The following is a 13,246-nucleotide window of genomic DNA, read 5'->3' as shown; positions in this document are numbered from 1 at the left end:
CTCGGATGTGCATTGATCATTTGTTTCATATTTCGACATAATGTGGCCAACATGGATCGGTAGCACCCACGCTTTCAAACCGACAACACTTCGAGCGATCTACAGGCCGCGCATGCTGGAATTTGACAATGTCAGCAAGTCTTTCTGGACCGGAACCCGCCGCAAGGTGATTCTGGACCGGGTGTCGTTCCGGGTCGAACTTGGCACCTCGCTGGGCGTGTTGGCCCCCAATGGGACCGGCAAGACCACGCTGATCAACATGATGGCGGGGTTGGAAAAACCTGACGAAGGTGTGATCCGGCGTGACTGCCGGGTGTCGTTCCCCATGGGCTTCACCGGCGGAGTGGCCAAGCGGCTGTCGGCGCTTGAGAATGCGCGCTACATCGCCAAGATCTACGGCATGGATCCCGACTATGTCGAAGCCTATTGCAGCTGGCTTTGCAATCTGGGTGAGTACTTCAACCAGCCTCTTGGCACCTACTCCAGCGGCATGCGGGCGCGATTCACCTTTGCGCTGATGCTGGCGCTGGATTTCGATATGTACCTGATTGACGAAGGGATGCCCTCGACAACGGACGTCGAATTCAACAGGAAAGCCGGTGCCATTTTGCAGGAACGCCTGCGCACCACGACGCTTGTGATCGTCTCGCACAACCCTGCAGTTCTTGAGAAATTCGCGCGGCAAGCGGCGGTGCTGCTGGATGGCCAGCTGTATATGTTTGAAACCTTGGAAGAGGCGAAGCAGCTTTATGACTACGAAGCCCAAGGCTAGAAAGTACAATCCCGACCGCACACCAAGCGGTGAGGGCACTGCCGAGGCGCGCGCCAATGCCATGGCGCGCATTCGCGAGGCGACTCAGACGCCGCAGGCTGCAAATGATGCCCAGCCGGGTACCGAACTGGACGCGATTAAGCGCGAAGGGCTCACCGGTCGCCAATTGCGTGTGGCGCGGCGTTTGGCACAGAAAAACGGCCTGGCGGCGACTTCGGACTACGATGCGGTGCGTCTGCTGCGCCTGAAGGGGATCGACCCGTTTCAGCGGGCCAACCTGCTGGACTTGGCCGCAGTAGATCCTGCGCAAAACGAAGCGCAGGACAATATCAAAATCCACCTGCCTCAAACTGCAAAAGAAGGTCAGACAAATCTGCCCGGCCCCGAGCTGAGCCCCACGCAGCGGCGCGAATACGAGATCGGTCAGATTCAGAAAGACATCGCGCGCCGTCGCCGTCGCAAGCTTATGATGCTGTTCGCAAGGCTGGCTGCATTTGTCCTGCTGCCGACCTTGATCGTTGGCACCTATTTCTACCGCATCGCGACCCCTATGTATGCCAGCGATTCCGAATTTCTGATCCTTCAGGCCGATGGCGGCCCCGGCAGCATCGGAGGGTTGTTGGCCGGTACGCAATTTGCCACGACGCAGGATTCGATCTCGGTTCAGTCGTTTCTGGAATCAAAAGAGGCTCTGATCCTGCTTGATCGCGACGCGGGCTTTACCGATGTGTTCAAACAGGAGTCGATAGACCCGATCCAGCGGCTTTCCCCTGACGCAACGCTTGAAGAGGCTTACAAGACCTTCAAGCGTATGATCACAATCGGATACGATCCAACCGAAGGTGTGATCCGCATGGAGGTTGTGGCACCCGACGCCGCGACCGCAACCCAGTTTTCCGAGCGCTTGATTTCTTATGCCGAAGACAGGGTCAATGCCCTTTCGGAAAAGAAACGCGAAGACCAGATGCGCGATGCGGTCGCCAGTTTCGACGCTGCGCAAGATGCCCGCCGGCAGGCGCAAGAGGACTTGATCGAGCTGCAATTGCAGGGCGCTATTCTGGATCCGCAAAGTGTCATCGCCAGCCTGCGCGGGCGCATCGATCAGGTCGAAGTCGAGCTGCAGGATAAAGAACTGCAACTGGCCGCCCTGCTGGATAACCTGCGCCCCAATCAGGCCAAGGTGGACGGCACCCGTGCAGATATCGCGCGGCTCGAAGTGGTTCTGGAGGAACTGAATGCCGAGATGCTGGATGTTTCCGCAGGCGAAAACTCGCTAGCACGGTTGAGCGTACGAATTCAGATGGCGCAGGCCGATCTGGCGGCGCGGGACATGATGCTGCAAACCGCGATGCAGCAAATGGAATCCACCCGAACCGAGGCCAACCGCAAGGTGCGCTATCTGACCGTTTCCGTGAACCCGGTGCCCAGTCAGGAACCCAGCTACCCGCGCAAGTTCGAAAATACGATTTTGGCTTTCCTGTTATTTGCTGGTATCTACCTGATGATCTCGCTTACCGCGTCGGTCCTTCGTGAACAGGTATCCTCGTAAAGACTCATGAAACATGTAAAAATCGCCGACCTGACGGTTGGCAACGATCTTCCGCTGACGATTATCGCCGGCCCCTGCCAACTTGAATCCGCCGATCACGCCCAGATGATCGCAGGCACCATGAAAGAGGCCTGTGACGCCGCAGGCGCGCAGTATGTGTTCAAGGCGTCTTACGATAAAGCCAACCGGACGTCCTTGTCAGGCAAGCGCGGGATGGGGATCGACGCCGGACTGCAGGTTCTCGGCGATATTCGCAAGACCATGGGCATCCCGGTTCTGACAGACGTTCATACCGAAGCTCAGTGCGCGATTGCGGCCGAGTCTGTCGACATCCTGCAAATCCCGGCGTTTCTGTGCCGACAGACGGATATGCTGCTGGCGGCGGGCAATACCGGCAAGGCTGTGAACGTGAAGAAGGGTCAGTTTCTGGCCCCCTGGGAGATGCCCAACATCGTCACCAAGATCGAAAGCACCGGCAATCAGAATATCCTGCTGACCGAGCGCGGAACATCCTTTGGCTACAACACTTTGGTTGCCGATATGCGCTCGCTGCCGCAGATGGCCAAAACGGGGTATCCGGTGGTCATGGACGCCACCCATTCGGTGCAGCAACCGGGCGGTCAGGGCGGATCCTCTGGCGGACAGCGGGAGTTTGCACCGGTCATGGCGCGGGCGGCGGTCTCGCTTGGTGTTGGTGCGCTATTCATCGAAACGCATCAGGACCCCGACACCGCGCCCTCGGACGGCCCCAACATGATCCCGCTGGATCAGATGGGCCATCTGATTGACACATTGATGCGCTTTGATGCGCTCGCCAAAGATAACCCGATTCAGATTTAACGATTGAGATTTGTAATGACCAAACCCCTTGCCGAGGTGACCCAGAACACCTGGAGCTTTCTGCGCGACCCGATGATCAAGCCCACCGGCTTCCGCGAATATGACGCGCGCTGGAAATACCCGGATGAGATCAACCTGCCCGGCATGACCGCGCTTGGTCTGGGTCTGGGCACCCAGATGCACAAACGCGGGATCGAACCGGTGATCGCGGTCGGTAACGACTATCGCGACTATTCGCTGTCGATCAAAAACGCGCTGATCGTGGGGCTGATGCAGGCGGGTATTCAGGTCAAGGATATCGGCCCGGCGCTGAGCCCAATGGCCTATTTCGCGCAGTTCCATCTGGACGTTCCTGCAGTCGCGATGGTCACCGCCAGCCACAACCCGAACGGCTGGACCGGCGTCAAGATGGGCTTTGACCGCCCGCTGACCCACGGCCCGGATGAGATGTCGGAACTGCGCGATATCGTCCTGAACGGTGAAGGGGTCGCCCGCCCGGGTGGCTCTTACGAGTTTGTAGATGGCGTCAAGGAGGCTTATATCGACGATCTGGTCGGCGACTTCAAAATGTCCCGCCCGCTCAAGGTCGTTTGCGCCACCGGCAACGGCACCGCCGCCGCCTTTGCACCAGAAATCTTTGAACGTATCGGCGTTGAGGTCGTGCCCAGCCACACGCAGCTGGACTATACCTTCCCCAACTACAACCCGAACCCCGAAGCTATGGAGATGCTGCACGACATGGCCGACACGGTCAAAGCCAGCGGCGCCGATCTGGCGCTGGGGTTCGACGGTGACGGTGATCGCTGCGGGGTCGTGGATGATGAGGGCGAAGAGATTTTTGCCGATAAGGTTGGCGTCATCATGGCGCGCGATCTGGCCAAGCTCTATCCGAACGCGATCTTTGTCGCGGATGTGAAATCCACCGGCCTTTTTGCCAGCGACCCCGAGTTGCAGGCACGAGGGGTCAAGGCCGATTACTGGAAAACCGGCCACAGCCATATGAAACGCCGGGTCAAGGAAATCGGCGCGCTGGCCGGGTTCGAGAAATCCGGTCACTACTTTTTGGCCGAACCGGTTGGACGTGGCTATGACTGCGGCATGCGCGTGGCAGTGGAAATCTGCAAGCTGATGGATCGCAACCCGGATCAGAGCATGTCGGACCTGCGCAAGGCGCTGCCCAAGACCTGGTCGACCCCCACCATGTCACCCTATGCCGCCGATACCGAGAAATACGACATCCTGCAGCGGCTGGTTGACAAGCTGGTCGCAAAGGCCGACGCGGGAGAAACCCTCGCGGGCCGCGCGATCAAAGAGGTCGTAACAGTCAACGGCGCGCGGGTTATTCTGGACAATGGCAGCTGGGGGCTGGTGCGCGCGTCGTCCAACACGCCAAACCTTGTCGTGGTCTGCGAAAGCAGCGAGAGCGGAGCCGAGATGCGTGCGATCTTTGCCGATATCGACGCTGTGATCCGCACCGAACCCGGCGTTGGCGACTACGATCAGACGATTTGATGATCCGGGGGCGTGATGCGCCCCCGATCAATCCCCGCCGAGCAGTTTCAGAAGACCTTTCTTGGCCTCTTCCTCGAGCTTCTTCTTCAGCGCATCCTCAACCTGTTCCGTGTCGGTTATGGTCGTATCCAGCTCGTCACCCACCTTTTTCAGAACCTTGCCCTTGGCGTCATCTTCAAGGTCCTTGAGCTTACCCTCTGCCGCCGCCTCGATAACTTTGGTGAGGTCAGGCTTGATCGACGGATCGCTCCATGGCCCCACGATCCGCACCGGGACCGAGATGCCCTGACCGGAGTTGGCCCGCAATGCGACGGGGGTGAACAGGTAGTCAATGTCGCGCGCGCCGAGCCCCACGCGGCCCGCCCCATCGGCGCGGAAATTGTCTAACTGCATCAGCAGGTCGTTATTCCTCAGATCGCCGTTTTGCATCGTGAAACTGGCCGTCAGGCTGTTGAACACGGTCGTCCCACCCGACCCCTCGCCCCGGCCCATCAACCGATCAAGGTCAAGACCCGAGATCACACCCTTGCCCACCGCGATACTGCCCTTCCCGCTGAGCGAGCGCATGATCTGATCCTCGGTCTGCCCGACACCTAGAAACTCCAGCGTGCCCGAGCCGGTGCCGGACAAGCGCTTGATATCGCCCAAAGTGGTCAGCGCCTCATTGATGTCGATATTGTCGGCTTTCAGATTGCCGCCGACCGACAGCCCATTGCGGTTGTTTGCAACGACCTGACCGTTCAGGTGACCGCCAAACAGCGAGGCCGGGTGCATCTTGAGCACGGCGCGCGACCGATCAATGCTGAGTGTCAGGTCACTTTTGCCAAAACGCATGCCGGGCACAGCGATTGAATTGGCCTGCAGGCGGATACTGCCATCGGCCAGCCCCAGAAATGAGGCATCAATGGACTGTTTCGACCAGCCATCTGAAGCCGCCCCTCCGTCCGAGGTATCCGCTCCGCCAACTTGCGACAAATCGAGATCGCCAGCGTCAAGGCGCGCCGTCACCTTGGGCGGGTTGGCGATTTGGATATCAGCCTCACCCTGCAATCGGTTGCTGTCCAGAACAGCCACCATATCGCGCAGTGAGATCCGGCCATCGCTGGTATAGGTCATCTGACCCGAGACCAAGGCCACCTGTCCCAGCCCCTCGGGCACCTGCACACCGCCCTGCCCGAAGGCTGCCAGCATCTTGTGGGTGTCGCGTGCTGTGACAGTGGTCTTGCCATCCATTTCTCCGGCCAGATTCACCCGACCCGAGAACAGAACATCTCCGCCCGGTGCGGTCAGGCTCAGCTCCAGCGGCGTGACCGCACCGCTGGAAAAGGCAGGCAGGTCGGGGATGGTCAGGTCAACCTCAACGGCACCGCCGGGCACTGGCATGCGAGCCTGCAGCTCCATCGGGTCGGTGATATCTGGCCAGCGGGCGGACAGATCGACATTGGCGAAGTCCATGCTGACCGCCCCGTTTTCAAGGTAAATCAGCCGGGCACCGGTCAGTTCCAGCCGTTCCAGCGTGATGGGACGGCTCTCGACCGCTTGCGCCGATGCACCAGAGACCTCCGAGTTTCCGGGCTGGTGCAACTCCCAGTTTCCGCGCCCGTCTGTGCGTTCGAGCCGCAGAACAGGGCGATCGGCCAACACTCGCTTGATGCGGATGTCGCCGGACATCAGGGCCGCGGCATCGACCCCTACCGCCAGGCTTTGGGCGCTCAGCATTGGCTCGGACCCGGCCCAGGGGGCGTTGCCGAAGGTGACGGGCCCCGTCTCCATGCCCAGAACCGGCCAGAAGGACAGCCGCACATCACCTGACAGGGTCAGGTCGCGGCCTGTCTGCGCCTTGACCTGTTCCGCCAGAATGGTCGCCAGTTTGTCACCCGGCATCAGCAGCAACGCGCCAATCACCAGACCGAAGGCCGCAACCAGAAGAAAAACAATACGAATGAGCCACTTCATGGGTCTGCCTTTCCGGCTTATCTGCTCTGGTCCAAGTCAGCCCTGTGCGGGCGGCATTTGCAAGGGGAAGCTTTCCCCTCTATATGCCCGGCCATGAGTACGAACCCGCCAAACCTCCGCCCTGATCTGGCCCCTTCGGCCCAGATCACCGACACGGCCCGTCGCGGCCAGCCCACCCTTGGGATGGTGTCTTTGGGATGTCCCAAGGCGCTGGTCGACAGTGAGCGTATTCTGACCCGGCTGCGCGCCGAAGGATACGGCATTTCACCCGATTATGCCGGGGCCGATGCCGTGATTGTGAACACCTGCGGGTTTCTGGACAGCGCCAAGGCGGAATCGCTTGAGGCCATTGGCGAGGCGCTGGTCGAAAACGGCAAAGTCATCGTGACGGGCTGTCTGGGGGCCGAGCCTGACTATATCCGAGAACATCACCCGCGTATTCTGGCGGTCACGGGGCCGCACCAGTACGAACAGGTGCTGGATGCCGTCCATGCCGCCGTTCCGCCCGATCCCAACCCTTATGTCGATCTGCTGCCCGCCTCAGGCGTGAAACTGACCCCGCGCCATTACAGCTATCTCAAGATTTCCGAGGGCTGTAACCACAAGTGCAAGTTCTGCATCATCCCCGATATGCGCGGTAAGTTAGCCAGTCGCCCGGCCCATGCTGTGCTGCGCGAGGCCGAGAAGCTGGTGGATAATGGTGTGCGTGAGCTTCTGGTGATCTCGCAGGATACCTCAGCCTATGGGCTGGATCGCAAATACGATGTGAACCCATGGAAAGACCGCGAGGTTCGCAGCCACATCACCGATCTGGCGCGCGAGCTGGGCCAGTTCGATGCCTGGGTGCGGCTGCACTATGTCTACCCCTACCCCCATGTGCGCGAGTTGATCCCGCTTATGGCGGATGCGGGCTGCAATGTGCTGCCCTATCTCGACATTCCGTTCCAACACGCCCACCCCGATGTGCTGAAACGCATGGCGCGCCCGGCGGCTGGGGCCAAAACGCTGGACGAGATCGCGGCATGGCGCGCAACCTGCCCCGATATCACCCTGCGGTCGACCTTCATCGTGGGCTATCCCGGCGAGACAGAGGCCGAATTCCAGACCTTGCTGGACTGGATGGACGAGGCGCAATTGGATCGCGTCGGCTGTTTCCAGTACGAAAACGTTGACGGAGCCCGGTCAAACGACCTGCCCGATCACGTCCCCGCCGAAGTCAAGCAAGATCGTTGGGATCGTTTCATGGAGAAGGCGCAGGCGATCTCCGAGGCGAAGCTGGCCGCCAAGGTCGGTCAGACGCTGGACGTGATCGTGGATGAGGTCGATGACGAGGCCGCAACTTGCCGCACCAAATCCGACGCGCCCGAGATCGACGGGAACCTGTTCATTGACGAAGGGTTTGAGGGTCTGAAACCCGGCGACATCGTCCGGGTCGAGGTGGATGAGGCCGGGGAATACGACCTGTGGGGGCGTCTGCTGCCCACGACCTGAGCGTTCAGAGCAACCCGATCAGCGCAAACACCCACGCAACACCTGCAGCGATAGCCGTCAGCGCAACCGCAGCACTGGCAGCATCCTTGGCTTGCCCGGCCAACGGGTTCTGGTCGGTCGAGGTATGATCGACCGCACGTTCGATGGCGGTATTGAACAACTCAGCAACCAGAACCAAGACGCCCATGATCAAGATCAGCGCCCGATCCGCCGAATTCAGGGGCAGCAGAAAAGCAAACGCCAATGAGATCAGATTGGCCCAGCCCCAACTTCGAAAGGAGTACTCATCGCGCCACGTCGCGCGCAGGCCCTGCCAGCTCCAACGGGTGCGGTCGTTCAGGCGGTTGAAGAAATTGCGCATAGGTCTGTCCGATCGACATGAGTGATCACAGATTCAGCAGAGGAAGGCGAAAGGCAAGAAAAAACCGCCCCCAAGGGCGGTTCTGATGATGCGACTTCAGGCGGCCCCGGGCGAGACCGCCTGAGAGCATCTTATTGCGTGACTGGATTGCAGACGGTCTGCCCCGCTTCGGTTGTGGCAAGTTCATAGCCTGCCGCACAGCTGGGAGTGCCGAACTTGTCATAGTCGGGCTGGATGAATACCGGGGTCGGCTCTTCTTGCTGCGAACACGCAGTCAGCACGAATGCGGTGGCACAGATGGCAGCAAATTTCAGTTTCATGTCCGTCAATCCTCTATTACTTTTCTGATATTGCCCGATTTTTCAGGCCACTCTCAGAATAAGACCAACAGGTTGCTCTGGCAACTGACTTGATCACATAATTGTGAATGAGGCGAAACTGCGCTGTCCCACCGGTCGGCTGTGGCGCTCTGTCCTTTTTGTCAGAGCGTCCTAAACTGAGGTGAAGACATCAGCAAATCACGGAGAAGCCAAATGTCAGATGCACCAATCATTGCCCAAAAAGGGCCGTACGCGGTCGAGGTGAATGCGGGCAAGACCTATTTCTGGTGCACCTGCGGCAGATCTCAGCGCCAGCCATTCTGTGATGGCTCTCATAAAGACACCGGTTTGGAACCCATGAAATACACGGCTGAGGGCGACAAGAAACTGTTCTTCTGCGGTTGCAAACACAGCGCGAAACCACCGCTTTGCGACGGATCGCATTCCAAGCTTTAACGCCCTTACCGCAGGTCGTTCAGCGACTTTGCATTGGCGCAGAATGCAGGTGCCTCTTCGGCACGCTCCTGTTGCTCGGCAAGCCAGGCCTGACATTTCTGACTACAATCAGACGCGCGACACTGCGTTACGATCCGTGCGTATTCGTCGGGCGTCAGCTTGCCTTCGGCTATAGCTTCGGTCAGGGACACCCCCATGCAGCGCGCCACCGAGCGCGTCAGCCAGAAGTGCGTATCGATTTCACCCAGTGAGGTCCGTGGCATTTGATCACCTATCCATCTCGGGTTTTTAGCGCGGCGAACCGGTCCCTATTGGGGCAAGTGCAAGGCGCGTGGTCTGCAGTTTGATTGTCATTCATCCAGTCAGGACAGGCGCGCGCCCATTCGCAACCTCGGCATTGCTGGATCATCTCGGCCCAATCCTGCTGGCTCAGGTATCCGTCTCGATGCGCTGCAACCACGTCGGTGCCAGTGGTGCGTGCCATGCGCAGCACCAGCCTGAGATGCGTCATCACCTGACCAAGCTGAGTCATGCGGCCCCCCGAAGTTAAGGCATCAATCGCTTCAAAAGCTCTTGGTTTCGGCAGTATTCCGGTGTGCGCGATGCAACCTGCGTTTCCGCAAGAAACGACTCGCAATGACCTGGGTTTGGACATTCCGTGCAACGCAGCACGGCCTCGGCTATATCATCGACTGGCAACGCGCCATCAATAGCGGCCTGTTGCAGATCTACGCCCAGCGTTGTGGCCATTTCGTCCACAAGACCGGCATGGCGCTTGAGCGTTTCGCGATACGACATGCGCTTTCCTTTCCCTGTCACGCTTGGGGAAAGGCTATACAATCGGGCCACGGGCGCCTTGACTCAGGTCAAAGGCCCAAATGATCCAGATAGGCGCGGGTGGCATCCTGCACCCTGCGAAACCGGTCTCCGCCCAGTTTCTTGCCGCCATACCAACGGGTTACGATGATGACATGATCGGAAAGCCCGGCTCGTTCCATCATTCGCAAAATCACCATCGCCGCGCCGGATTCGCCATCATCGGCCTTCAACGCCCCTGTTGGCAGGATTGCAGCCCAGGTGTTGTGGGTGGCTTTTGCATATGCTTTGTCAGTCTTCAGATCAGCCAAAACCGCATCCACCTCGGCCCGGCTGGTCGCCCGTGCCCCTGTCACGGCGTATTTCGACCCGCGGTCGCTCAGCACCACGCCCAGCTGTGTCAGTTCCATCATCATTGCAAGCCCAGTCGGCGTGCTGTCGTCAGCACAGCTTCAACCCGTTGGGCATTCGGCGGGTGCGTCGCCAGAAATCGATCACCCGGGTCCGGAATGCGCTGGAAAAAGGCCATGCCGACCAGCGGATCATACCCTGCCGCATGCGTAATCACCGTGCCCAGCTGATCCGCCTCAAGTTCAAATTGCTGCGTATAGTTCTGAACCCCGACCTGAGCGCCGAGTTTTTGCGCACGTTCGATACCTGCCGCATTCGCCCCGCGCTGGCGCGCCAGATCACCGAAGATACGTGCGCTTTCCTTGGCATTGGCGGCCTGACGCGCGATGTGATCCAGAATATGATGCGCTGCCTCATGGCTCATGACAAAGGCAATCTCATCGGCATTCTGAGCCGAGCGGATCATCGGTTGCGTAAAGATGATCAACGGGCGACCATCATCGTCAAGTGTCTGGAAGGCATTCGCCGGCGCCCGCGGATTGAGATCGACCAGAACCACAAAGTCGCAGTTCGCCGTTGACGATTGGCGGCGACACTCTTTTCCAGCGGCTGACGCAACATCGCGCCCCACCTGTTCAAAGCTGCGCGCACTGGCTTTCTGCGCTGATGCGCCGGGCCGCCAGTCTTCAGCCGGAACAGCGACCACCGACTGCGAACCGCATGCAGCCAGAAATAAAACCAGCGTAAGGGCAAGACGGCGCATCCGGGATCCTCTCAGTCATTCTGACCGTTGGTGAGCATAGCGCGCCTGGCGCGGCGGGACCACAGCAGATTGCACCTGTGCCGGGTTGCATTACTGCCTCGTGATCGGCACTCTGCGCATATGTTTTCAATAGAGCACGAATTCGACTCGACGGTCATTACGCTGGTGGATGAAGGCCCCAAGCCTTTGCAGGAAGATATTGTGATCAACAGCTTCGCCGAATGCGTCACGATCGAGCAACTGGACCCCCGGACCGATCAGATTCAAAAGATCACCTTGTCACCCGAACAGGTACGTGATCTGGCCGCCGCGCTGGACCTGCCCGAAGGGGTTTACCAGATTCGCGAGACGGACCCCGGCCAGCAATAGCTGCTGCTTTCGGGCCGGACGGCCCATCGCCACAGGTATTTCCAATTGAATTTACCGCCCTTTCAGGGGCAGGTTGCCCTTGAAAGAGGATGGCGTACCTCCGACATACAGACTGCCCATGTGAAGGATTTTAACATATGTCCCTGAAGAACCAAGCTGCGCTTGATTTTCTGCACGCGCGCCGGTCGCGCCCGGCCAAGTCGCTGGTGGCCCCGGCCCCCACACGGGACCAGCTGTTGCCGCTACTCACCGCCGCTGCGCGCAGCCCGGATCATGGCAAGCTTGAGCCGTGGCGCTTTGTGGTCATCGCAAAGGAGGCCATGCCGCGTTTGGCCCGACTGACGGAAAGCTGCGGTCAGTCTTTGGGCAAAACCGAAGAAGAGATCGCCAAGGCGCGCAGCCAATTTGATATGGGGCATCTCGCGGTTGCGGTCATCGAGGTGCAGAAACCTTCTGAAAAAGTGCCTGCGATCGAGCAGACCTACTCTGCCGGTGCAGTCTGTCTGGCCCTGCTGAACGCAGCCTTGGCGGCCGGATGGGGCGCGAACTGGTTGTCGGGGTGGCAATCCCATGATCATGCTTTCGGCGAGGCCGCCTTGGGGTTGGCCGATAACGAGCGGATCGCCGGGTTCATCCACATCGCGACCGAAGGCTCGGTCCCGCCCGAACGCCCGCGCCCCGATGTCGAGGCGCTGACTCAGTGGGTCTCGGAATGATCATCGTTCAATCCTTCCTGCTGGCGCTTGGCCAGATCGGAGATCCCAGATTCCGCCGCGTGCTGCTGCTGGGTGTCGGCCTGACCTTTGCGCTGCTGGTTGCCGCCTACGCCGGGTTCTTGTGGCTGATCAACGCCTTGGTGGGCGAACAGGCCACCCTGCCGATCCTGGGTGAGGTGACGTGGCTGAACGACCTGCTCAGCGTGTCGTCGTTCCTGCTGATGATGGTGCTTTCGGTTTTTTTGATGGTGCCCGTCGCATCGGCCATTACGTCGATGTTTCTCGACGAGGTGGCCCAAGCCGTTGAGGACAAGCACTATCCCGGCCTGCCCCCCGCCCAGCGCATTCCCTTCGGCGACGCGTTGCGCGATACGCTCAGTTTTCTCGGTGTGTTGATCGTGGCGAACCTGCTGGCGCTGATCCTGTACGCGTTCTTCACGCCCTTCGCCTTGTTCATTTTCTGGGGCATGAACGGGTTTCTGCTGGGGCGAGAATACTTCACCCTCGCCGCGATGCGCCGGTTGGGGCGCGACGGCGCGAAAAAGCTGCGGGCCAAACACGCGACGACCATCTGGGCCGCAGGTATCTTGATGGCCATTCCCTTGTCGGTGCCGCTGGTGAACCTGCTGATCCCGATCCTTGGGGCCGCGACCTTCACCCATATCTATCACGGGCTGTCCGGTACGCGGGCCTAGGCGCTATTCGCGCGGCTCCAACTGGTTCAGCCAGTCAAAATCGCGTACCGAGATCAGGCCCGAGATGATGATCCCGGCGATAATCGCCCACAAGATCACCGTGATCCCGGTGGTAATCCAGAGCTTTTTCTTCATGTGATGCACTTCCGGCGCACCCGCATGGGTGCCCGGAACGATATCGCCCAGATCACCCTGCGTCTTGATCCGGACCGGCAACACGACCAGCAGGGTCAAAAACCAGATGACAGCGAACAGAACCAGCGCGGCGGTGATCGTCAT

Annotated in this window: 18 protein-coding genes; 9 read left to right on the top strand and 9 right to left on the bottom strand. The window is 59.6% G+C overall.

The features are described 5' to 3' along the window. Positions 1–112 precede the first annotated feature (112 nt). Genes ACR3EN_RS09890 through ACR3EN_RS09875 form a run of 4 tightly spaced genes read left to right on the top strand, consistent with a single transcriptional unit; the run spans position 113 to position 4,673 of the window. On the top strand, positions 113–772 hold the full coding sequence (locus ACR3EN_RS09890; RefSeq protein WP_480822967.1) for an ABC transporter ATP-binding protein: 660 nt from the start codon (positions 113–115) through the stop codon (positions 770–772). Further along, on the top strand, positions 750–2,321 hold the full coding sequence (locus ACR3EN_RS09885; RefSeq protein WP_480822969.1) for a KpsE/RkpR family capsule polysaccharide export protein: 1,572 nt from the start codon (positions 750–752) through the stop codon (positions 2,319–2,321). Before ACR3EN_RS09890 ends, ACR3EN_RS09885 begins: the two co-directional genes overlap by 23 nt. Positions 2,322–2,327: 6 nt before the next feature. Beyond that, the gene (gene kdsA, locus ACR3EN_RS09880) at positions 2,328–3,161 is read left to right on the top strand and encodes a 3-deoxy-8-phosphooctulonate synthase (RefSeq protein WP_480822971.1); all 834 of its coding nucleotides are present in this window, start codon (positions 2,328–2,330) and stop codon (positions 3,159–3,161) included. A 15-nt stretch (positions 3,162–3,176) separates the two neighbouring features. Continuing rightward, positions 3,177–4,673 (top strand): phosphomannomutase/phosphoglucomutase, encoded by a 1,497-nt coding sequence (locus ACR3EN_RS09875; protein ID WP_480822973.1) that lies wholly within the window; start codon positions 3,177–3,179, stop codon positions 4,671–4,673. Positions 4,674–4,700: 27 nt separating this feature from the next. On the opposite strand, the gene ACR3EN_RS09870 is transcribed toward ACR3EN_RS09875, so the two are convergent. Further along, entirely contained in the window at positions 4,701–6,629 is a 1,929-nt protein-coding gene (locus tag ACR3EN_RS09870) for an AsmA family protein (protein ID WP_480822975.1), read from the bottom strand. Positions 6,630–6,722: 93 nt separating this feature from the next. On the opposite strand from ACR3EN_RS09870, the gene rimO reads away from it, so the two are divergent. Beyond that, a complete protein-coding gene (gene rimO / locus ACR3EN_RS09865; protein ID WP_480822977.1) occupies positions 6,723–8,120 on the top strand; it encodes a 30S ribosomal protein S12 methylthiotransferase RimO in 1,398 nt (465 codons plus the stop codon). 4 nt (positions 8,121–8,124) lie between these two features. Here the strand turns inward: rimO and ACR3EN_RS09860 are convergent, their stop codons facing one another. Continuing rightward, the gene (locus ACR3EN_RS09860; protein WP_480822979.1) at positions 8,125–8,481 is read right to left on the bottom strand and encodes a diacylglycerol kinase; all 357 of its coding nucleotides are present in this window, start codon (positions 8,479–8,481) and stop codon (positions 8,125–8,127) included. 131 nt (positions 8,482–8,612) lie between these two features. Next, positions 8,613–8,801 (bottom strand): hypothetical protein, encoded by a 189-nt coding sequence (locus tag ACR3EN_RS09855; RefSeq protein ID WP_480822981.1) that lies wholly within the window; start codon positions 8,799–8,801, stop codon positions 8,613–8,615. A gap of 213 nt (positions 8,802–9,014) precedes the next feature. On the opposite strand from ACR3EN_RS09855, the gene ACR3EN_RS09850 reads away from it, so the two are divergent. Continuing rightward, positions 9,015–9,257 carry a CDGSH iron-sulfur domain-containing protein gene (locus ACR3EN_RS09850; protein WP_480822983.1) on the top strand — a complete coding sequence of 81 codons (243 nt, stop codon included), beginning with the start codon at positions 9,015–9,017 and terminating at the stop codon, positions 9,255–9,257. A gap of 5 nt (positions 9,258–9,262) precedes the next feature. On the opposite strand, the gene ACR3EN_RS09845 is transcribed toward ACR3EN_RS09850, so the two are convergent. The 5 genes from ACR3EN_RS09845 to ACR3EN_RS09825 form a co-directional block, all read right to left on the bottom strand. Next, a complete protein-coding gene (locus ACR3EN_RS09845; RefSeq protein WP_480822985.1) occupies positions 9,263–9,520 on the bottom strand; it encodes a DUF6455 family protein in 258 nt (85 codons plus the stop codon). Positions 9,521–9,528: 8 nt separating this feature from the next. Continuing rightward, the gene (locus ACR3EN_RS09840) at positions 9,529–9,789 is read right to left on the bottom strand and encodes a DUF6455 family protein (RefSeq protein ID WP_480822987.1); all 261 of its coding nucleotides are present in this window, start codon (positions 9,787–9,789) and stop codon (positions 9,529–9,531) included. 14 nt (positions 9,790–9,803) lie between these two features. Next, positions 9,804–10,055 (bottom strand): DUF6455 family protein, encoded by a 252-nt coding sequence (locus tag ACR3EN_RS09835; RefSeq protein WP_480822989.1) that lies wholly within the window; start codon positions 10,053–10,055, stop codon positions 9,804–9,806. 68 nt (positions 10,056–10,123) lie between these two features. Next, positions 10,124–10,486 carry a YigZ family protein gene (locus ACR3EN_RS09830; RefSeq protein ID WP_480822991.1) on the bottom strand — a complete coding sequence of 121 codons (363 nt, stop codon included), beginning with the start codon at positions 10,484–10,486 and terminating at the stop codon, positions 10,124–10,126. Further along, complete coding sequence (locus ACR3EN_RS09825) at positions 10,486–11,187, bottom strand: M48 family metalloprotease (protein ID WP_480822993.1); 702 nt, start codon at positions 11,185–11,187, stop codon at positions 10,486–10,488. The genes ACR3EN_RS09830 and ACR3EN_RS09825 overlap by 1 nt, the downstream gene beginning before the upstream one ends. A 120-nt stretch (positions 11,188–11,307) precedes the next feature. Between ACR3EN_RS09825 and ACR3EN_RS09820 the strand changes: the two genes are divergently transcribed. From ACR3EN_RS09820 to ACR3EN_RS09810, 3 genes are all read left to right on the top strand, one after another. Continuing rightward, on the top strand, positions 11,308–11,556 hold the full coding sequence (locus ACR3EN_RS09820) for a hypothetical protein (RefSeq protein ID WP_480822995.1): 249 nt from the start codon (positions 11,308–11,310) through the stop codon (positions 11,554–11,556). A 137-nt stretch (positions 11,557–11,693) separates the two neighbouring features. Further along, positions 11,694–12,272 carry a nitroreductase family protein gene (locus ACR3EN_RS09815; RefSeq protein ID WP_480822997.1) on the top strand — a complete coding sequence of 193 codons (579 nt, stop codon included), beginning with the start codon at positions 11,694–11,696 and terminating at the stop codon, positions 12,270–12,272. Next, positions 12,269–12,967, top strand: a complete 699-nt coding sequence (locus ACR3EN_RS09810; RefSeq protein WP_480822999.1) for an EI24 domain-containing protein — start codon at positions 12,269–12,271, stop codon at positions 12,965–12,967. The genes ACR3EN_RS09815 and ACR3EN_RS09810 overlap by 4 nt, the downstream gene beginning before the upstream one ends. Positions 12,968–12,970: 3 nt before the next feature. Here the strand turns inward: ACR3EN_RS09810 and ACR3EN_RS09805 are convergent, their stop codons facing one another. Next, positions 12,971–13,246, bottom strand: coding sequence for a DUF1467 family protein (locus ACR3EN_RS09805; protein ID WP_480823001.1), 276 nt, complete (start codon positions 13,244–13,246; stop codon positions 12,971–12,973).

The sequence above is a fragment of the Ruegeria sp. G7 genome, assembly GCF_056535465.1.
The sequence above is the reverse complement of the archived record's forward strand: the minus strand, read 5'-3'. Positions and strand labels throughout refer to the sequence as shown.